General features: G+C 36.3%; 17 protein-coding genes. 3 read left to right on the top strand and 14 right to left on the bottom strand.

Annotated features, from left to right (window positions below; translation table 11 throughout):
- Window positions 1-375 precede the first annotated feature (375 nt).
- The 14 genes from ACR65M_RS22505 to ACR65M_RS22440 all read right to left on the bottom strand — a co-directional run bounded on the left by ACR65M_RS22505 (window position 376) and on the right by ACR65M_RS22440 (window position 15,252).
- Entirely contained in the window at window positions 376-1,284 is a 909-nt protein-coding gene (locus ACR65M_RS22505; RefSeq protein ID WP_440274484.1) for a nuclease-related domain-containing protein, read from the bottom strand.
- 152 nt (window positions 1,285-1,436) lie between these two features.
- The gene (locus ACR65M_RS22500; RefSeq protein ID WP_440274483.1) at window positions 1,437-2,327 is read right to left on the bottom strand and encodes a hypothetical protein; all 891 of its coding nucleotides are present in this window, start codon (window positions 2,325-2,327) and stop codon (window positions 1,437-1,439) included.
- 280 nt (window positions 2,328-2,607) lie between these two features.
- Complete coding sequence (locus ACR65M_RS22495; protein ID WP_341333412.1) at window positions 2,608-3,462, bottom strand: manganese catalase family protein; 855 nt, start codon at window positions 3,460-3,462, stop codon at window positions 2,608-2,610.
- 445 nt (window positions 3,463-3,907) lie between these two features.
- On the bottom strand, window positions 3,908-5,536 hold the full coding sequence (locus tag ACR65M_RS22490) for a peptide ABC transporter substrate-binding protein (RefSeq protein WP_341333411.1): 1,629 nt from the start codon (window positions 5,534-5,536) through the stop codon (window positions 3,908-3,910).
- A 367-nt stretch (window positions 5,537-5,903) separates the two neighbouring features.
- Window positions 5,904-7,700: a S9 family peptidase gene (locus ACR65M_RS22485; RefSeq protein WP_440274482.1), complete on the bottom strand. Its 1,797-nt coding sequence runs from the start codon at window positions 7,698-7,700 to the stop codon at window positions 5,904-5,906.
- Window positions 7,701-7,759: 59 nt separating this feature from the next.
- Complete coding sequence (locus ACR65M_RS22480) at window positions 7,760-8,248, bottom strand: DUF3899 domain-containing protein (protein WP_440274481.1); 489 nt, start codon at window positions 8,246-8,248, stop codon at window positions 7,760-7,762.
- Window positions 8,249-8,422: a hypothetical protein gene (locus tag ACR65M_RS22475; protein ID WP_440274480.1), complete on the bottom strand. Its 174-nt coding sequence runs from the start codon at window positions 8,420-8,422 to the stop codon at window positions 8,249-8,251.
- Window positions 8,423-8,490: 68 nt separating this feature from the next.
- Window positions 8,491-9,441 (bottom strand): ABC transporter ATP-binding protein, encoded by a 951-nt coding sequence (locus tag ACR65M_RS22470; RefSeq protein WP_440274479.1) that lies wholly within the window; start codon window positions 9,439-9,441, stop codon window positions 8,491-8,493.
- On the bottom strand, window positions 9,441-10,457 hold the full coding sequence (locus ACR65M_RS22465) for an ABC transporter ATP-binding protein (RefSeq protein ID WP_440274478.1): 1,017 nt from the start codon (window positions 10,455-10,457) through the stop codon (window positions 9,441-9,443). Before ACR65M_RS22465 ends, ACR65M_RS22470 begins: the two co-directional genes overlap by 1 nt.
- Window positions 10,458-10,469: 12 nt before the next feature.
- Window positions 10,470-11,414, bottom strand: a complete 945-nt coding sequence (locus ACR65M_RS22460; RefSeq protein WP_341333406.1) for an ABC transporter permease — start codon at window positions 11,412-11,414, stop codon at window positions 10,470-10,472.
- A gap of 1 nt (window position 11,415) precedes the next feature.
- Window positions 11,416-12,342 carry an ABC transporter permease gene (locus tag ACR65M_RS22455; RefSeq protein WP_341333405.1) on the bottom strand — a complete coding sequence of 309 codons (927 nt, stop codon included), beginning with the start codon at window positions 12,340-12,342 and terminating at the stop codon, window positions 11,416-11,418.
- Between the two features lie 153 nt (window positions 12,343-12,495).
- Entirely contained in the window at window positions 12,496-13,344 is an 849-nt protein-coding gene (locus ACR65M_RS22450) for a M55 family metallopeptidase (protein WP_440274477.1), read from the bottom strand.
- 49 nt (window positions 13,345-13,393) lie between these two features.
- The gene (locus ACR65M_RS22445) at window positions 13,394-13,840 is read right to left on the bottom strand and encodes an Lrp/AsnC family transcriptional regulator (RefSeq protein ID WP_440274476.1); all 447 of its coding nucleotides are present in this window, start codon (window positions 13,838-13,840) and stop codon (window positions 13,394-13,396) included.
- 533 nt (window positions 13,841-14,373) lie between these two features.
- Window positions 14,374-15,252: a LysM peptidoglycan-binding domain-containing protein gene (locus tag ACR65M_RS22440; protein WP_341333402.1), complete on the bottom strand. Its 879-nt coding sequence runs from the start codon at window positions 15,250-15,252 to the stop codon at window positions 14,374-14,376.
- Between the two features lie 823 nt (window positions 15,253-16,075).
- On the opposite strand from ACR65M_RS22440, the gene ACR65M_RS22435 reads away from it, so the two are divergent.
- The 3 genes from ACR65M_RS22435 (at window position 16,076) to ACR65M_RS22425 (ending at window position 20,597) form a co-directional block, all read left to right on the top strand.
- Window positions 16,076-17,452, top strand: a complete 1,377-nt coding sequence (locus tag ACR65M_RS22435) for a GntP family permease (protein ID WP_440274475.1) — start codon at window positions 16,076-16,078, stop codon at window positions 17,450-17,452.
- A gap of 716 nt (window positions 17,453-18,168) precedes the next feature.
- A complete protein-coding gene (gene larE, locus ACR65M_RS22430; protein ID WP_440274474.1) occupies window positions 18,169-18,978 on the top strand; it encodes an ATP-dependent sacrificial sulfur transferase LarE in 810 nt (269 codons plus the stop codon).
- 35 nt (window positions 18,979-19,013) lie between these two features.
- Window positions 19,014-20,597: a sigma-54-dependent Fis family transcriptional regulator gene (locus ACR65M_RS22425; protein WP_440274473.1), complete on the top strand. Its 1,584-nt coding sequence runs from the start codon at window positions 19,014-19,016 to the stop codon at window positions 20,595-20,597.
- Window positions 20,598-20,668 lie beyond the last annotated feature (71 nt).

Below are 20,668 nucleotides of genomic sequence, written 5' to 3'. Positions count from 1 at the left end.
GTACCAAACGAAGTGCGGTAGCGTTGAGTTATAAAAAGTCTCAAATTTTATTGTCCACTTTCTTGACAGAAGACCAGGTATGTCCGAAGCCGTTCTAACTTCGGACAAAGAGTCGCAGAAAAGGTGCGGTTGTGTCCGAAGTCGTGCTAACTTCAGACAAGGAGTCGCAGAAAAGGTGCGGTTGTGTCCGAAGCCGAGTCAACTTCAGACAAGGAGTCACTGGAAAAGCAGGAAAGTGTCCGAAGCCGTTCTAACTTCGGACAAAGAGTCGCAGAAAAGGTGCGGTTGTGTCCGAAGTCGTGCTAACTTCGGACAGGAAGTCGTCGAAAAAGCAAGGTTGTGTCCAAAGAAATAGGGTCTTTATAAGAACAAAAATTATATATAATAGGAATCACTTGTCTTTCCAACTGCTTTAAAGTTTTTATTTAATACCCTGCAAAATGTCCTCTTGGTTAAATCAACATTGCACCATTCAAAAATATTCGAAGTCGTAATCTTCCGTTCAGGAAATAGCAACTGAAATTCCTTAACATTCCGTAGAATGGCATCTTCTATGGTTTCATGGCCTTCACACTTATCACAAATAAATGTATGGTTTCGTAATGTAACTTGAAAGGAACTACAGTATTTACAATAAACTTTCTTTTTTAGATGTTCATATTGGTAGTTTGGTACCTTTGTATATGGATTTTTAGTTTGATGTAATGAAATTAATTGTTTAGCCAATTTTTCATGCCCCTCATTCAACTTAGATGGTGTATTATTTATATTTCTAAAAAAACGGTCAACCTGATTGGGAAGAATAATAGGGTAGTCTATTTGCGTGTTGTATAAAGTGAACTCGGGGTTAATAAAAATAACAAAGGCTTCAACGAGGTAATTGAGCTTAAGGTCCCGGAGTAGTTGACGGAATTGTGAAGTACATTTGTTTAATTGTTCGATTGGATTCTTATATTCGCGACCGGTCTTAATTGCGTAAAATCTATCCTTTTCTATGCAGAAGTCACCTTCAAAATTTTTCACATCTAAGAGTCGAATTCCTTCCTGTGAAATAAATGTTGAATCAATTTGAAAATAGGAATTGTTGATTTTTAGCATCAAGTCATTGATAATATATCTTTCTTCTTGAAGACTTTCTGCCTTCTGATCAAATTTGGTCTCACCTTCATATCCCTTTTCTAGGTTGAAAAAATGAAATTTTTCTTCTTGTGTTAACTCCATCCGCGTGTTTAAAGATCGCATTTTCAGTAACTCTTCAGATTCTGCTCTTTCCTTAAGTATCATAAGCCACAGCCTTTCAAAATCCATAAGTCTTTTTTTATAAAAAAGTAAACATACGAATTTTATTTTATATATATAAAAGTGGATTCTAGCCTGCATTTAATTTTAGAGAATCAGAACCTGTCAACTCATAACTGGAGCGACAGGCACAAATCTTACTTCTTGAAAAAATTCACTCCATCGTTGGTTTTCAGACCTTCATGTTTTATCGAGACAGGATATTCAAGTCTTTCTCCTTTAGACGGATAAATCCCATGAGTGTGATACCAGTGCCACGTTTGATCTCCGTTTTTATTGCAAATAATTCCGCTCATTTTAATGCCAGGTGAAATAATCTCATAGGGGAGACCTTTGACGTAATAGGTACAATTCGTTTTTGTTTCTGTCAAAACAACTCTTTCTCCAATAATGCTTGTTACTTTAAATGAACTATCAACTTGATTAGTACATTGGTTAAATTTCTGCTTTAGTCGGTCTATATCTTGATCAAGATTCCAGTCATCATGATGAATTCGAGGGAAGTCTATTAAAAAAATCCGGTTTATTATTCGTTCACAGATTTTTAATTCAGGAAAAGCTTCTGATGAGTATTGCTCGACTGCTGGATACCATGACGTGCCATTACGCTTGTCTAGCCAACGGACGAATTTTTTTAATTGGTAAAGGAAATCTTCTACGTTTTGTTCGTTAGGTGAAAGTTTGATGTGGTCAGGATAAAAGGAATAAATGAGGACTTCCCAAAAGGAGGACGAACATTGTTTCCAAGAGGGTGGACAATCATCATCTAAATAGTTGGTCATGAAATTTGAAATGACACGAAGAAACTCATTGCGTTTTTTATCAGAGGGTTTTTCTTTCTTGTAGGAAATAAAGTCTTTTCCATAATATTCAAAGAGACCACGATACCTCATCTCAAATTCAGAACTAAAAGCTAAATCTCTCAACAATTGCTGACGTTCTGCAGGGTTTGCAAATTCGTATGTTCTAACACTTACTTGCGGGCCATTTTTGTTCCGAAAATATTTGGATTTGAATCGGCTAGACATAAAAAGAATCAACTCACTTTCAAAATTTTAGTTTATTAAGTTTTTAAAATGAGGAAACAAAAGGATATAGGTCATGCCCCATTACTCTTTCATTGTAATGAGTAAGAATTTCTTTCGCAATAATTATTTACAAAAAATTACATTTAACTATATGCATGGTGAATATAGTATGGACAGAGGTATTTAATGAGAATCAAGTATCGAGTTAAGAAATAGTGGGGAGGAGGTTGGTGTGGAACTTTACCATAAACAGAAAAAAGCGTCTATGTTAAGACGCTTTTTATCTGTTTAAGTCTTGTATTCCAGGGCTATGTTCATTAGGCATCTCAGGTAGAACAGGTACTGGGTAGCCATCTGGTGGTGGAACTACTGAGAGAGTACCGTCATTTCTACTTGGGGACTCACCTTGGAAAATTTGTCCGATCAATGTTTCATCTAATCTAAAGTTAAATTGTGCATTATGGAAGCCCATTTCTACATACTTTCTACATTCTGGATATTTGTTAATATCATAATTTGGTACTGGGAAAATTTTTGCCCAATCTACACCTAGAGTTTCTAGAGCCTTAGCAAATGCATTTTGATGAGCATTATCACGTACAATTAAGAAAGCTAATGTTTCTCTAAAAGTTTTATTCGAACTCATTTCATATATTCTTGTCTTTTGGAGTACACCTGTTGATTCCAAAACGACATTATCGAGTAAATCACTAATCAAGTTTCCATGGCTATAAACATAGTTTCCATTCCAGGGATTACCTGCAGCATCAACAGGAAGCGAGCTTTGTGCCCCCATTATAAAGTGATGCGGATTTGCATGTTTGATTGCCTCCTCTAAAGGGGCCCCTGTACTACCACCGGATCCAACGGCTTCTTCTCCAGAGCCATTTAATAATTGATTAATCGTCGTTTGAACAAGTTCCACATGGCTTATTTCCTCTAGGAAAACACCTCTAATTAGGTCGCGGTACTGTTTTTGGTTTCCCCGGAAATTTGAACTTTGGAAAAAGAACTGCATCATTGTTCTCATTTCTCCAAACCTACCACCAAGTGTTTCTTGAAGTACTTTGGCTGCAGCGGGATCAGGTTTGTCTGGGACAATAATATTAATCAAATCTTCTCTATAAAAGTACATGATTTACCTCCTAACATATTTCTTGTTATTACGAAGTTAATGTTTGTTTAATTTATAGATAATATTCTAATTTACGAAATATGAAAGGAGAAGGTAATCATGACAGATTAATAATAGACTTTATCTGTTGATTAAAAAACCAGAAAAACAAGCCAATAGGGCTATATTCATCTGGTTTGCCCCCCAAAAGGCAATTCCTATAGAAGCACGGATCATTGCCGTAATTGATACATTTGTTGCAATGGCTTAGACTGCTCATATCGCAAAGCTTTAACGGCGCAAATTGCCATAAATGAATGAAAAAGATTAGCATGGAACCCACTAGGATAAAAAAGTGTATTTAAGGATGTATTAAAAGAAGAAAAGCGAATATAAAAGGGGATCTTTGTTTTTGTTTCAAAAAAAAGCAGAGAAGAGTATTTATAAACTCTCTCTGCCAATTACATTATTCAGAAACCTTCTTAGCCCACTTTAATGTAGGATAACGGTTAACATAGTATGCAATATCTTCAAATTTTTCTGATACAAGGTAGTTATTTGTATAGAAATACACCGGCATAAACGGCATGTCTGTCATAAGAATTTCTTCAGCGTCGTGAAGAAGGTCAAAACGTTTCTTACTATCTTGTTCAACCTTGGCTTGTGCCATTACGCTATCGAACTCTTCATTTACCCATCCAGTACGGTTATTCGGGCTATCCCCTAAATAGTAGTCTAGGTTAACAACTGGATCTACGAATATTCCAATCCAACCCATACGCGCCATTTGATAGTTATGTTGCTTAGTTGTGTCTAAGTAAGTACCCCACTCTTGGTTACCAAGCTTAATATCTACCCCAAGGTTCTTTTTCAACATTTCTTGAACTGCCTCAGCAGTCTTTTTGTGATTCTCATCTGTGTTATAGAGCAACGTTACTTCCGGTAGTTCTGTCCAGCCTTCTTCAGCCATACCTTCAGCTAAAAGCTTTTTAGCTTCTTCATAGTTTTCTTCAAAATAGTCCCCACCAGTTTCACGGAATTCACCGTCTGGCGTTTCTGCTCCAGTTGGTACCATTGCGTATGCTGGAGTTTCTCCTGCTTTTGTAATATTCTTTGTTAACGCATCTCGGTCAATTCCCATTGCAAATGCTCTACGTACTTTTGCATTATTAAAAGGTTCTTTCTCGACGTTAAACATATACATGTAAGTTCCATAGTAAGGGACTTCCTTATACTCTGGATTATTTCTTTCAGCATCAATTGAATCAGTAGGTAATGTCATAACTAAATCAAGTTCTTTAGTTTTGAACATTTGGTAGAATGTTGTTGCTTCTCCAACCATTTTGAATGTGACTTTTTCTAGATTAACAACATCTTGTGCGTAATACTCTTTGTTTTTCTCAATAACTACTTGGCTATCATGTTGCCATTCAGTCATTTTAAATGGACCATTACTAATATAGCCTTCAGCTTCAGCTGCCCAGTTTTTGTTGGATTCAACAAGGTCCTTTTTAACAGGATAGAATGTCCATAATGTTAACAAACTATCAAAATAACCAAGTGGGCTTGTTAGTTCAACTTCGAATGTACGGTCATCAACTGCTTTTATACCAACGTCTTCGACTGTTCCATTCCCTTTGTTATACTCTTCTGCACCTTTTATGTAATACAAGTAAAATGCAAAAGAACTTCCTGTTTCAGGATTCAGCACACGCTCCCACGCATATTCAAAGTCTTGCGCAGTTACTTGTGAGCCATCAGACCATTTTGCATCCTCACGTAGAGTGAAAGTGTATGTTTTCCCATCATCAGAAACCTTTACATCTTCAGCAACACCTAGGACTGGATTTCCATCCTTATCACGGGTATATAAGCCTTCAAAAATATGATCTAATACCCATCCAGAAGGAACATCAGTTGCCATTGCTGGGTCAATCGCAGGTGGCTCAGTTTTGATATTAACTACCATTTCCTGTTTTACATCTGCGGAACTTTTTCCATCTGATTCATTTCCAGTAGAATTACTACTGCATGCGGCAAGAATGGACGAAGCTACCATTACTATCGATAATAACATTAGCCATTTTTTCTTCATGATTTTCTCCCCTTTGTTTCAATTTTTATTCAATCATATCGTCGTATTACTAGATAGAAGTAGTAGACTCAATGAATAATAACCATTTACCTAAAATAGATACTAAAATCCATCAATTTTACCGAAAATCGGTTTTCTGCTTTGGAAATTACCTAGTTTCAATATTTAGAAAACTTTTTCATACCTAAAATAGGAATTGATAATAGTCATTATATAAAAATAATTTTCAGAAATCAATAATAATTTTTAAAAAGGAGAATAAAAAATATATTAATGCAAACAAAAATTAACCAATGGTAAAAAATAAAAATGCTGCAAAAGAAAAGCAGAGAAATGTAAGATGAATTTACATTTCTCTTTAGGAAAGTTACCTTGTTAAATATTGATTCATGAAGCTAACAATCATTGAATTCATTTTAATATGGTTTTCAATCTTTTCTGTTTGATGACCTTCATCCTCGAAAATGACCAGTTCGGCTTGTTTGCCTTGAGAGCGTAAATCAGAGTAAAGTTGCTCCGCCTCACTTACCGGTACCCTGGTATCATTACGACCATGGAAGATTAGTAACGGAACAGATATATTCTTTGTATGATTTAATGGAGCTATTTCTTCAAAGAAATCCATGTCCTTGTCCAGGGTTCCGTATTCACACTCACGCAATTTTCGACGCCATGATCCAGTATTTTCAAGAAAGGTTTTAAAATGAGATATCCCAACAATGTCCACGCCTGCTGCCCAAATATCAGGATAGTGTGTTAAAGCCGCAAGAACCATAAAGCCCCCATAGCTTCTCCCCATAATTCCGATTCTATTTTTATCAACAGACCTGTTTGTAATCAGATCCTTAACAAGCCAAGCGAGATCAGCAACAGCATCCATACGCTTTCGTCCGTCATCCAATTGTACATATTTTCTTCCATATCCCATACTACCACGGACATTTGGTGCTACTACGGCAAATCCTTGTCCTGCTAAAAATTGGATAACAGGATTAAACTCGGCTTTAATTTGATATTCCGGACCACCATGGACATATATGACAAGGGGCTGCGACTGCTCCTTTTTCCCATAGATAAAATATGGAACCTCTAACCCATCAAAGGAGGAAAAGGTACATAGTTCAGGCTCTAGCCATAGATTCTCGACGCTTTCTGAACGTCCTACAAATGTAAGTCTTTCTACTTTTCTTTGGTCAATGGAGGCTCTCCAAATATCCCCAGGAAGGGTTGGACTATTTAAGCTGAAAATCAGGTTTTCGTCATCTAGCCAGGAAAGAGAGTCCAAAACACCGTTTGGAATGCCTGTTATTTGTTCATGCGTACCTGTAATCAAATCAAATATCGTAAGTGAATAAATCCCGCCTTCGTTGACCGTATACACTAGCTTTTCTTCATTGGGTGACAATGCTATCTCTTCAACATCCCATTTATCAACTGAGAATAACTTTTTCGGTGCAGTAGGCTTATCCCACGAGAATTGGTAAATATCTAAAGTGTCATTGTAAGCATCAGATAATACGAAGCCGCTTTTACCATCCTTTGTTAGTATGAGAGATTGGTATCTTGCATAAGTTCCTTCAAATCCAATTCTATTTCTTTCCCCAGTATGTATATCTAGAACATATAAAGAAGTATCTATGTTCGTATCTTGTATGCTGATAACTAACTGTTCTTCATTTTTAAGCCATAGTAGAGGTGTACAGTTTCCATCATACTCAAATACAACAGATTCCTGTTTTGTTTCGACATCCATAATGAATACGTCAAATGATCCTGGATGCCTTCTATTGCTTGAATAGGTAATTTTACTACCATCAGGAGACCACCCTCCAAAGTAATGGAAATGGGAAGGAGAGACCACTAGTTCTTCAACAATCTTACCCTCCTCTTTTAGAAGATAAAACTGTTGTTTTTCATTTCCTTTTGAATCCATTCCAACGACTGTTTTATCACCAGACGGTGAATGATAGACTGATAAAATACGATCTTCTAAATCTGTATATTGTTCAATCGTTGAAGTATATTTGCTCCACTTCCATACTTGAGGTATGCCGGTTTTCTTAGTTAAAAATGTAACTGTATTTTGATTTGGAATAGCAGTAGGTTTATAAGCAGAAACTGCGTTTAAATAACTATTTAATTTTGATTCAAGTGTGATTTCCATTTCTAATTCCCCCAATCTTTATTTTTGAATGGACTAGTATACAAAAAAGACTATTTGTTTTAGTTGTAAAATACAAATAGCCCAATAACAGAAAGAGATATAGTCAAAATTGAAAACTGTAATGTTACCTTATAAACCATCATAGAAAGGTTATGCTTAAACTGAATGATGTCTTCATTATTTTCTAATTCTTCATCCACTTGTTGTAATGACCTAGACTTTGGCATCATAGTCATATTTAATTTCTTAAAACCAGACATAAAAAGGTGTAAAAATCCGCTATGAATAATCTTAACGGATGTAGCTATCAAACCTGAAATCAGTCCGATCAGGAATGTTACATTTATCCATTCAAGTAAAGATAAATGCAGAAATGCAATTGTCCCGATCCAGAAAAGGATAATAAACATCGGAAAAATAACTTTTTTCATCTTCTTAAGCCCCTTATTTAATAGGGCAGAGGAGTCAAACAAATGGCTCACCCTGCCTGTTTCTAATTCTTCAGAACCCCTTTTAGCCCATTTTAACAAGAATAAATGGTAAATCATTCATTTATACTTGTTTAGCACCGTGGCTAGATCTTGTTCTACTTTTGCTTGCATCATGAGACTACCAAAATCTTCAATTACCCATCCTGTTTGGTTATTCGGGCTATCACTCAAATAGTAGTCAAGCATTACAACTGGATTAACAAAGATACCAATCCAGCAAATACGAGCCATTTGATCATTTTTTGTTCGGTTGGGTTGTATCTAAATAAGTCCCCACTCCTGGTTGGATAATTGATTAGTTAATACAAGTGACAAGCTGTCCAATGATCTTTTTGAATCTCTTTCCACTCTGGCGCTTTTTGAGAGCAAATGTCCATTGCATGTGGGCATCTTGTTCTAAAACGACAACCACTTGGAGGGTTTACCGGACTTGGCGGATCACCTTGAAGAACAATACGTTCTCTTTTATCTGCTCGTGGATTTGGGGTAGGAATAGCTGATAACAGTGCCTGTGTGTAAGGATGTAATGGATTTTTAAAAAGTTCGTCACTTTCACTCATTTCCATCATTTTACCTAAGTACATTACACCGATTCGATCACTTATATGTTTTACCATGCCTAGGTCATGGGCGATAAACAAATACGTTAATTCTTCCTCTTTCTTTAAATCATCTAGCAAATTAATAACCTGTGCCTGGATGGACACATCTAAAGCAGAAATAGGTTCATCGGCAACAATAAATTTCGGTTTAACGGCAAGTGCTCTAGCAATGCCTATACGTTGTCGCTGACCACCACTAAATTCATGTGGGTAGCGTTTTGCGTGTTCTGGCCTTAGCCCTACTCTTTCAAGTAATTCATAGATGCGATTTTGACGTTCTTGTCCTTTAGCCAGCTTATAAGCATCCATACCTTCTGCGATGATGTCCCCAACTTGCATCCTAGGGTTAAGAGATGCATGTGGGTCTTGGAAAATAATTTGCAGTTCACGGTTAATTACTTTTTTGGTAGACTTGTCTAATTTTTCTACATCTTTGCCATTGTAGATGATATTTCCAGATGTCGGTGCCTGTAACCCAACGATTGTTTTTCCTAAGGTGGACTTTCCACTACCACTTTCGCCTACAAGGCCAAATGTTTCCCCTTTTTTGATGGAGATAGATATATCGTCTACCGATTTCACAGTCTGATTTTTATTGATATGAAAATACTTTGAAAGCTGTTGAACTTCAAGAATATGTTCCGACATTATTCCTCACTCCCTGCTGCAACTAAATCTTCTACCTTTGGAGCCCTAGGGTCGTTCAACCAACATTTTGCTGTATGTCCCTGATCTATTTCAAAATCTGGTGGAATTTCCTCTAAGCAAATGTCCATTGCAAATTTACAACGGGGAGCAAATGGACATCCTTTTGGAGGAGAAAAAAGATCTGGTGGTGATCCCTCAATTGGAACCAATGGTTTTTTCTCTCCATCCTCAACTTTTGGTATGGATTCAAGTAAACCCCATGTATAAGGGTGTTTTGGATTTTCAAATAGGTCAAAGACAGTTCCGCTTTCGACCATCATCCCTGCATACATTACAATTACACGTTGTGCAGTTTCAGCAACTACACCAAGGTCGTGTGTTATTAGAATAATAGAAGTGTCTAATTTGCTTTGTAAATCCTTCATTAGTTCAAGGACTTGTGCCTGAATCGTTACATCAAGTGCCGTTGTAGGTTCGTCTGCAATTAACAACTCCGGATTACACGATAAGGCAATTGCAATCATCGCTCTTTGCCTCATACCTCCACTGAATTCATGTGGAAATTGATTATATCGCTCTTCGGGGTTTGGAATACCAACGAGTTTAATCATTTCAATCGCTCGTTTTTTTGCATCATCTTTAGACAATCCTTGGTGAAGGATAAGCCCTTCTTCGATTTGCTTCCCAATGCGCATGGTAGGATTTAAGGATGTCATCGGATCTTGGAAAACCATACTAATTTTTGAACCTTTAATTTTTCGCATTTCTTTTTTGGACATCTTTAGAATATCTTTATCGTGAAAGTGAATGGTACCGCCTCTAATAATACCCGGAGGAGTTGGAATCAATCCCATAATAGATTGAACCGTAACACTTTTACCACTACCACTTTCACCGACTATTGCAAGTATTTCACCTTTATTTACATGGAAGGATACGTCACGTACAGCTTTGACTTCTCCTCCATACGTTTTAAAATTAACTTCTAAATTCTTAACTTCTAATAAATGGGCCAATCTAAAAACCTCCTAATCTCGAGATCTTGGATCAAGAGCATCTTGTAATCCATCACCAAATGCATTAAATGCAAACATTGTTAATGAGATTAACACTGCAGGGAAAAATAAACGCCACCACTGTCCACTTAAAATAACCCCTAATGCATCATTTGCCATGGTACCCCAGCTTGCGAATGGAGCTTGTACTCCCAGTCCTAGGAAACTTAAAAATGCTTCAGCAAAGATTGCACTTGGAATGGAAAATGTTAAATTGACGATGATAATCCCCATCATATTTGGTACTAAATGTCGGGAAATTATTTTTGCATGTGAAGTACCAAGTTTTTGTGCTGCCAATACGTATTCTTGTGATTTTAATTGCAGAACTTGTCCACGTATAATTCTGGCCATCCCGACCCACCCCGTTACACATAGTGCAATTATTATGGTGGTTACCCCAGGTTCCATTATCACCATCAAAAGAATAACGACTAACAGGTATGGGATTCCATAAAGGATTTCTACTATTCTCATTAGTCCACTATCAATTCGATCTCCTAGCTTTCCGCGACCTGCCATATAACCAGAGATTCCCCCGATTACAACCCCTAAGAATAAATCAATTACGGCTGCAACAAGACCAATGGTTAGGGATATTCGAGCACCCATCCATGTTCTAACCCACATGTCACGACCTAAATCATCTGTTCCAAACCAATGTTCACCAGAAGGAGCCAGGTTTGTTTTCGTTAAGTCTTGATCGGAGGCCGAGTATGGTGCCATCATCGGTCCAAAAATAGCGAAAAACATGATTACAACTAATAGAGCAAGACCAAATATAGCAAGCTTATTTTTAAGAATACTTAATACTGTTTCTTTCCAAACACTCAGACTTGGTCGTTGTATTGGATCAGCCTTTAGTTTTTTTGGATCTGCCGGACGAAATAGGGAATGATCTACGCTTTTTTCTATCATGTTAATCCCCCTTACTTGATAACTTAATTCTAGGATCAATGAGACGATATGAAATATCAATCACAAAAAGAGTCACAACAAGAATCGTACTAAAGAATACTGTTGTACCCATGATTACCGGATAATCACGATTAAAAATACTATCTACGAAGTAACGGCCAATTCCCGGTATTGCAAATATTTTTTCAATTACGAATGTACCTGTGATTAATGAAACAAATAAAGGACCAATAAAAGATACAACAGGTAATATTGCATTTCGTATTCCATGTTTTAAAACTAAATTCGTTGTTGATAACCCCTTAGCGTTTGCCGTTTTTATATAGTTTTGGTTCATGACTTCAAGCATACTAGACCTCATAAATCTAGCGATAACAGCTAAAGGTGTTGTTGCTAATGCTAATGAAGGAAGTATGGTATGCTGCCATGTACCCCAAGAAGCAACAGGGAGAAGTCCCCATTCAACTGCAAAATATTTAATTAAAAATGGTGCTAATATGAAACTAGGTACTGATATACCGATTATGGCAATAATCATCGATGTATAATCCAGGAATCGGTTATGGTTTAAGGCAGCAACAATCCCTAACATTAGTCCAATTACAAGTGCAATAATAATGGACTGAAGACCGAGAATTGCAGATGCGGAGAATCCGTCCGAAATAATCTGGTTTACTGTACGAGTTTCCGATTGAATGGAAGGACCTAAATCTAGCATTACGAGATTTTTCAAATAGAGAGCATATTGAACGGGTAATGGTTCATCTAAATTAAACTTTGCTCGCATATTTTCTAACACTTCTGGTGGTAGTGCATTAGAGTCAGACGCAAATGGATCACCAGGGATAAATTTCATTATTATGAAAGTTAGAGAAGCTATTATCCAAATCGTAAGTAACATGGTAAAGAATCGTTTAACTATATACATGTAACAAAACACCTCCAGAATATGAAAAACTTATGCACATTCCTCTGCCTCACAACCTATAAATTTCTTACAAGATTGTAGAGGGAGGGACAGGCGCAGGAGCTTAACACAAAAAAATGGGTTTAAGTTTTTACTTTTTTATAGATTGAGAAGTTATGAATTTACACTACCTAGCACACCGTTTGTAGCTGCCATTGCAATAATGACACAACCCCACATATGTTTGTATGCTGTCACCATGTCATCACAAGTGAAGCGAATCTTTGTTGGACTAATAAGTTCAACAGTAGGAAGAGTTGTTGTCATTTTAGCTTGTTGTGGGCCTTTAAAATCAATTTCAAATGTAATGGGGCCATTCACTTTAGTAGGTGTAAACTCTCCAATACGTTCAACAGCTTTTTCTGCTTTCTCACGAATGATAGTTTGCGCTACTTCAGGATGTAGAAGTTCTGCAGAAAAACGATCAACAGCCCTTTTGGTTACTGCCCCTTCTACGTTAGGCAAGGTTTCTTTCACTTCTTTTACATACGCATCGTCTCCACTAATGAAAATAGCAGGGACACCAAAAGAACCTGCAACCATTGTATTCATTTCTGTTTCCCCAACAACCTTGCCATTAATTTTCATTTCCTTTACACAAATACCAGCCAATGTATGACTAATTACTGTTACATCAGACCCAGCTTCACGTCCGTGATGACCAACAAACATAATACCGCTAAATGTTTCATCAAGACCTTCAAGTTGGCACATCACTCTATTGCTACCTGATACTAGTCGAGCTCTAGAATCTAATTCTTCTATAATAATATTGGACATATTACCGTGCCCATCAGCTACGACTACCTCTGTAGCACCACCATTAAATGCCCCTTCGATTGCAGCATTTACATCAGCTGTCATTAGTTTACGAAAGCGTTGATACTCACTCGGGGTTTTTAATTGTTGATTGGTAGCAACACCAGAAATACCCTCCATATCAGCAGAAATAAATATTTTCATCAAACTCTCTCCCTTTTTCATTAGAATTAAGATGTTAAAAATCTTGTCATTAGATAAATTCAAATGTATTTTTATATACATCAAGCTGTACAATTGAATTAATTTCCAGTATTTTTTCGTTGTCATTTAAAAGAATGATCGTATCTGTGATTTTCTTTTGATCTTTAACCGCTATTTGTATAAGAAGTTGATATTTGCCTGAAATTAATGAAATATAGCGAATCCATTTAATTTCCTGTAAGTCCTTTACAACAGTTTCAATAGACTTAGGATGAACCTTAATTAAAATAATGGCTCCAGCCTTAATTCCAACAGTAAGTGGATCAACAATACCGACTACGTTCAATATTTCTTTTTCGATTAAGCTTTTGTAACGAAGCCTTACTGTCTTTTCTGTTACATTTAATTTGCAGGCAAGGTCTTTAAACGACATTCTCCCATCAACTGATAAATGTCGAATAATGCCACTGTCCAGTTCATCTAATTCATAATGCAATTAATCTCCCCCTTTCAGTACTTTTTTCTAAACGACTATCACAAAAGGATAATAATTTAATTTTCACTACCAATTTAAAATACTTTAAATATAGTTTATTATCTAAATAAGGAATTAGTTGCAATTATATAGAAATAGTTTTCAGAAATCAATTATAATTTTGTTAATTAGAAAGAAATTTTTTCGTTATGTATTAGTAATGCTCATGTTTACGGAGTTTTGAAATGATAAGGACTATATACTTCACTTTCGAACAGGTACTTTTTATTAGAATAGTTTTTGGAAAGGAGGGGAAATTGTCGAAACTTTTATGTGCTTTATAAGTAGTTGAACGGTAAATAGACTAGGTGCTTCTTTAGAATTAAAAAGGGATTCAACAAAGAGGAAGTATCGTGGGTACTAAAAATGAATGGATAATAGAATGACGATTATCTTCTATATAATATCAGTAAGCCGTTTTCCAAAAAAATAAAAGGGACCCTACAAAACACTAAGTCTAATGTTTTGTAGGGTCTTTATCGTTAGATAACTTCTTAGTCTAAAATTGTTACTTTTACTTGTTGAACACCGTAATTAATGGCATCTTGTTTGGATGGAATAAATATATCAATTTTATTTCCTTTAATGGCTCCACCAGTGTCTCCTGCAATTGCTTCTCCATATCCTTCTACATGAACTTTGCTGCCAAGTGGAATGACAGATGGGTCAACAGAGATTACCTTTGCATCTGGATTTTCCATTAAGTTAATTCCAGTAGATGTAATACCCGAACATCCATCACATGTAGCGGTGTATGCTGTAGCAGTTACAGTTATTTCCTTCTGACTTGTATTCGTTGTTGATGCTGCTTGTTGTTCTTTAGTTGAGTTTTCTTTTGGTTTTTCAGTAGCGGGTGCTACAGGTGCACTTTCTTTTTGCTTTTCTGTAGTTGCCGCTGGCGCTACAGGGGTGCTCTTAATTGTCTTTTTATCAGTTGTAACTGTGCTTGTAGTTTCTTTTGTTGTTCCTGTAACTGATTGTACTGGCTTTTCTCCAACAGCTGCTGCAACTGTTTTTGCACCTTCAAAGATTACTAGATTTAATCCAGGATGGATAAGATCACTATGTAATTGGTTCCATTCCTTTAATTGTGAAACCTTTACCTGATGTTGAATGGCGATGTCCCATAATGTGTCGCCTTTCTTAACCGTATATTGTTTTTCTGGTGCAATAAATAGTTCATCCCCAGGGTGAATGAGGTCAGTTGAAAGATGATTCAACATTTTAGTATTTTTAACGGATGTATTTTGTGCGCGTGATAGATCCCAAAGGGTATCTCCTTTTTGTACTGTAATCATTGAAGCATGTACATTAGCACTTACTGTTACTGAGAGTACAGTACCTGTTAAGATCGCTACCATTTTTTTTAGCATTTAATTACCCTCCATATTCTTTGGTTGCTAATTTTCAATAATCGTATCATAGAAAATCTGTAGAAAAAGAACAGGGAGGTAATAATTTGGTTTCAACTGTGGCAATTATATTGCAAGAATATTTCTTACATACTAATGGTTGAAATATATGGTTTTCTTAAATATGTAAGAGCATCTTCTGTTATTTCAGAATAGGAAATAAGTACCGGTTCATATTGCGTGTAGCAAAGTTTAACAATGATGCAACACTTAGTTTGCTATATCTAGATGTTTGTAAGCAGAATGAGTATATTGTTGTAAAAATGAACAAATTATCGGTTATTGTCTACTTGACAAGTTTATTAGAACAGTATAGAATCTGTTAAAGAACAAGTAATGATGCGATACGCAACATTTCTTGGGCGACCAATTTAGCTTTTAGATAAAACTTTAAAAAATGTGTTGCAATTTTACCTAAATATAGGACTAATATTCTAGTGGTTCCTGCCACTTATTTTTATCGTCCATATGTAAGCACTTGCAGTTCTTTCTTGGGGATGGATAGTAGATGCTAGTGGAATTGTACACAATATTATCGAAATCATTGTCCTTAAATAGAAAGTTTTATTTACAAGATCATCTATTGATTAGCTCAAGTGTAATAGTCTTATTTATACCGATGTAAATAAATGTAACCGTATACTTGTAAATAAGAAATTTAGTAAGCGGTAATAATCGGTATATTCTAACAGACCTTTACAAAAAATGAAAGCTGGTATCTCATCCATCCATTATTTCAATTCAAATAAAAAGCACATCTTCAAATTAAGGGGGAAGTAATAAAATGGAACCGTCAGGCATCCAAATGGTTTCCGGGCTAATACTCGGGGTAATCGTATTAATCTTACTTGTATTAAAAACAAAAATTCACGCATTTCTAGCGCTTATAATAGGAGCTTCAATCGCTGGACTTGTTGGAGGAATGGTTCCTGGTGATGTTGCTGGAGCTATCTCAGCAGGATTCGGGAGTACATTAGCTTCAGTAGGTATTGTAATTGGATTAGGTGTTATGATGGGTCGTATTCTTGAAATAACAGGTGCTGCCGAAACATTAGCCTATTCATTAATTAAATTTGTTGGTAAGAAAAAAGAAGAGTGGGCAATGGCAATAGCGGGTTATATTATTTCCATTCCGATTTTTGTTGACTCAGCTTTCGTTATTTTAAATCCATTAGTAAAGACACTTTCAAAGAAAACAGGTAAATCAGTTATAGCGATTGGTGTATCATTAGCGGTTGGACTTGTGCTTACACACTCCATTGTACCTCCAACTCCAGGTCCATTAGGTGTTGCAGGGATTTTCGGAGTAGACATTGGTCTAATGATCGCTTTAGGTCTTGGATTTGGTATACCTCTAATGATTGTAGGGGTTTTATATGCGAAATGGCTCGGTAAGAAGATTTATCAACTCCCAAGTGAAGAATCAGAATCTGGATATGTTAGACCTGAAACGGAAATGACCTACCCAGAGTTATTGGAAATTGTAAATGAAAGATCAAAAGAACTTCCTTCATTTGCAAGATCGTTTTTACCAATTTTAATTCCGATTATCCTTATTTTTATCAATACAACTTTATCAGCTTTAGAATTAACAGAAGGTGTTTATGGAATTTTTAATTTCTTAGGTCAACCAATCATAGCAGTTGGACTTGGTTTAATCACAGCAATTTATGCATTAGCAGGAAAACTAAGTCGTAATACAACGCTTGAAGAAATGGAAAAAGGTATTCAAGATGCTGGTATTATCTTACTAGTAACAGGTGCAGGTGGTGCACTAGGAAACGTATTGCGTACAAGTGGTACAGGGGATTACATTGCTCAACAAATAGCAGACCTACCGCTACCAGCAGTTCTGATTCCTTTCTTTGTAGCTAGTATGGTTCGTTTAGTTCAAGGTAGTGGAACAGTAGCGATGATAACTGCAGCATCTATTTCAGCGCCAATTTTAGCTCAATTAGATGTGAACATGGCACTTGCTGCTCAAGCTGCTGCATTAGGATCACTTATTTTCTCTTACTTTAATGATAGCTTCTTCTGGGTAGTAAACCGTATGCTAGGTATTAAAAATGTAAAAGAGCAAATCTTGGTTTGGTCAGTACCAACGACTCTTATGTGGTTCACAGGATTCATTCTTCTCTTAATTGCTAACATGTTTATCTAAGTTCATAAAGTAAAGAACCTTAAAAGAGCTCAGTGTTGAGCTCTTTTTCTTTACGATAGGCTCTTTTCTAAAAGATTGTTGCTTTCTGATAATAAAGGCAAAACTAGTTGATTGGAGCGTAAGGTGGCGACTCCTCGAAAATGTATTCACATTTTCTTCGTGCGTGGGTTATTTCAAAGAAGCAAATTCAATGTCCAGCGGGAAAAGCGTGAGACTTGAGACCCCGCAGGAGAGGCAGCGACCTGTCCAGTTGCAGCGGATAGAAACTCGAGAAATTTCAACTCCTCCTTCAGAGGCAAAATACGCCTCTTTGTCGGGGTCTCCGACGCACACGACGTGCTAGTGCCGACTTCGCCACAGGACGTGGCGCTTTAGTCGGCAAATTTTCTCGTTTCTGTGCAAGCCGCCTCCACATTTCGTTGAGGAGGCTCAAACCACGCCCGGGGAAAGCGTCCATCTGAAGTGGAAGTCAACGATATAAAAACAACAAAGTTTGCGAAAACAGCCTTACGATAAAAGCTAACGAGGAATTAGATTGGATTGCCCATGCAATTTATGCCATAAATGAAATCGCTTTAGTATATTCTTTTACTTTGGTTATAAATCGCTTATAATGAAAAGTGTTGCAAAATGCAAAGTTATTTAGATTTAATACACTATAATCTATTAAGTATCACTTGTTTACTACTAAATTTATGATATAGGTGGAATAAAGAATGCGAGAAAAGTATGAACGACTTAAGGAAATATTGAGAGAGATGGAAAATGTAGTGGTTGCTTTTTCTGGTGGAGTAGACAGTACATTTCTGCTAAAAGTAGCCATTGACGTTTTGGGAGCAGAGAAGGTTTTAGCGGTTACGGCCGATTCTGAAACATATCCATCGAGTGAATTAGAGGAAGCAAAGAAGCTTGCCAAAGAGATCGGTGCGACACATCAAGTGATTGAAACTTCTGAACTGAGCATTCCAGGTTATGCGGAAAATGATAGGAACCGTTGTTACTTTTGTAAAAATGGGTTATTCGAGGAAATCGTTCCAATCATGCGTGAAAAAGGATTTAAGAACGTTGTCTATGGTTTAATTGCAGATGATATGAGTGAACACCGTCCTGGTGTACGAGCGGCCAAAGAACATGGTGTACGTGGTCCACTTCAAGAAGCGAATCTTTTTAAGGAAGAAATACGTGAACTTTCAAAGCAATTAGATTTACCAACCTGGGAAAAGCCTTCGTTTGCATGTTTATCATCAAGGATTGCTTATGGTGAAAAGATAACGCAAGAAAAGTTAACAAAAGTTGAAAGATCAGAGGAATACATTAAAGGGCTCGGAATTAAACAAGTACGTGTTCGGACGCATGAGGATATTGCTAGAATTGAGGTAGAGCCTCAAGACATGGAACGCATATTAGCCAATCATCAAGAAATTATCGAAAACCTGCAGGTATTCGGTTATAAATATGTCACTCTTGACTTACAAGGGTACATAAGCGGAAGTATGAACAAGGTGTTAGCAAAAAGTAACAAATAATAGGATGGTTAAATCAAGCCAAGGGTGATGGAGAAATGATTAAGGCATTGGCAATTGTCCCTTACGAGGGATTATATGAAATAATGAAAGAAGTCACACAAGATGTTAATGATATTGAGTTCCAGATTGAACTAGGAAACTTGCATGAAGGAGTAGCCATTGCAAAAGAGGCTGAAAAAGACGGTTACCATGTCATTATAAGTCGTGGGGGGACAGCTTCCTTAATTCAGGAGTCTGTCTCAATACCGGTGATTGATATTCAAGTTTCTGGCTATGATGTGTTGCGTATTTTAACGATGGTTAAAGGATTTTCGCGAAAAGCCGCGATTGTAGGCTTCTCCAATATTACACAGGGCGCCGGTACAATATGTAAACTCCTGGATTTTGATATTAAAACATTAACGATTACAAAAGAAATAGAAGTAAAAGAAATGTTAACAAATCTAAAAAAACAAGGTTATGAAGTGGTCATAGGTGATGTGGTTACGGTCCAAGTTGCTAAAGAGTTAGGTTTAACCGGGGTTCTAATAACATCAGGTAAAGAGGCAATTATTGACGCATTAGAAGAAACAAGAAGAGCCTACCGTGTCTTTTCTCAATTACAACAGGATGTTTCTTTTTATAAAACCATTCTAAGTTGTAGCGAGCAAGCAATTGGAGTTCTTAACGAAGATGAAGAGGTCATTTACAGCAATGAACGGTTCAATCAAGATTTTAATTGGGTAAAGGTAAAGAATTCAGATACGATAAGAAATTTAATACAAGAAATAGTTATTACAGGTCAAAAGATTTCAAAAACAATACACATAAATGATTCATTTTGGAAATTAACAGCTTGTCCCAACGAAAATCATATTGTTCTATTTATAGAAAATAATCTCCCTAATGAATCTGCTAACCAAGGAGAAGGGATGAACGTAAATGCAATCGAAATTCATACCCCAGATTCAACCTTTTCTCCTTTTTCAGGAAAGAGCGAACAGATTAAAAATGTCTTGAAGAAAATTGAGCAATACAGTAAAAAGGATGATACTGTTTGGATTTTAGGTGAAGAGGGGACTGGGAAATCAGTAGCAGCTCAATCGATTTACCAAAATAGAAGGTCACAAAGTGAACCATTTATTCTTTTAAATTGCGAAAAATTAACTTCGGAACAACTTAAAGAAATCAATGAAGGCTTTTTTCTTACGTTATCAGATGGTGTTGTTTTTTTAAGAAACATCCATAAATTAAACCCATATGTTCAAAAGGAACTCTATCAAGTTTATATTAATGGTAATGGTAAAAAACTAAAATGGATTGTGTCCTCCGATGAAAATATAGGAGATAAGGTGAAAAGTGGTTCTTTCCATCAAGAGTTATATAATGCCTTGGCGCAACTAACAATCCATATACCACCAATCCGGGAACGTATGGAGGATATTGAGGATTTAGTTCATCTATTTATTACTGAATTACATCCGAAGTATGGAAATGGAGTCATAGGGATTCGTCAGGAAGCCATGGATGAGATTATAAAATACGATTGGCCGGGAAATATCGAACAACTTAAACAAGTAATCGAACAATTATTTCTACAATCACACTCTTACTATATTGAAAAAGAAGAAGTTGAGTGAACTGACCTAGCCAAATGAGACATATATAAAACACCTATCCATATTAAATTTAACACTTTTTCATTAATTTG

It is taken from the genome of Ferdinandcohnia sp. SAFN-114 (genome assembly GCF_059415045.1).
The sequence above is the reverse complement of the archived record's forward strand: the minus strand, read 5'-3'. Positions and strand labels throughout refer to the sequence as shown.

What these genes read in the sequence shown, in the direction of transcription:
- ACR65M_RS22505 (WP_440274484.1), bottom strand. Translation starts at nt 1,284, where the DNA reads ATGATACTTAAGGAAAGAGCAGAATCTGAAGAGTTACTGAAAATGCGA.
- ACR65M_RS22500 (WP_440274483.1), bottom strand. Translation starts at nt 2,327, where the DNA reads ATGTCTAGCCGATTCAAATCCAAATATTTTCGGAACAAAAATGGCCCG.
- ACR65M_RS22495 (WP_341333412.1), bottom strand. Translation starts at nt 3,462, where the DNA reads ATGTACTTTTATAGAGAAGATTTGATTAATATTATTGTCCCAGACAAA.
- ACR65M_RS22490 (WP_341333411.1), bottom strand. Translation starts at nt 5,536, where the DNA reads ATGAAGAAAAAATGGCTAATGTTATTATCGATAGTAATGGTAGCTTCG.
- ACR65M_RS22485 (WP_440274482.1), bottom strand. Translation starts at nt 7,700, where the DNA reads ATGGAAATCACACTTGAATCAAAATTAAATAGTTATTTAAACGCAGTT.
- ACR65M_RS22480 (WP_440274481.1), bottom strand. Translation starts at nt 8,248, where the DNA reads ATGATTTACCATTTATTCTTGTTAAAATGGGCTAAAAGGGGTTCTGAA.
- ACR65M_RS22475 (WP_440274480.1), bottom strand. Translation starts at nt 8,422, where the DNA reads ATGGCTCGTATTTGCTGGATTGGTATCTTTGTTAATCCAGTTGTAATG.
- ACR65M_RS22470 (WP_440274479.1), bottom strand. Translation starts at nt 9,441, where the DNA reads ATGTCGGAACATATTCTTGAAGTTCAACAGCTTTCAAAGTATTTTCAT.
- ACR65M_RS22460 (WP_341333406.1), bottom strand. Translation starts at nt 11,414, where the DNA reads ATGATAGAAAAAAGCGTAGATCATTCCCTATTTCGTCCGGCAGATCCA.
- ACR65M_RS22455 (WP_341333405.1), bottom strand. Translation starts at nt 12,342, where the DNA reads ATGTATATAGTTAAACGATTCTTTACCATGTTACTTACGATTTGGATA.
- ACR65M_RS22450 (WP_440274477.1), bottom strand. Translation starts at nt 13,344, where the DNA reads ATGAAAATATTTATTTCTGCTGATATGGAGGGTATTTCTGGTGTTGCT.
- ACR65M_RS22440 (WP_341333402.1), bottom strand. Translation starts at nt 15,252, where the DNA reads ATGCTAAAAAAAATGGTAGCGATCTTAACAGGTACTGTACTCTCAGTA.
- ACR65M_RS22435 (WP_440274475.1), top strand. Translation starts at nt 16,076, where the DNA reads ATGGAACCGTCAGGCATCCAAATGGTTTCCGGGCTAATACTCGGGGTA.
- larE (WP_440274474.1), top strand. Translation starts at nt 18,169, where the DNA reads ATGCGAGAAAAGTATGAACGACTTAAGGAAATATTGAGAGAGATGGAA.
- ACR65M_RS22425 (WP_440274473.1), top strand. Translation starts at nt 19,014, where the DNA reads ATGATTAAGGCATTGGCAATTGTCCCTTACGAGGGATTATATGAAATA.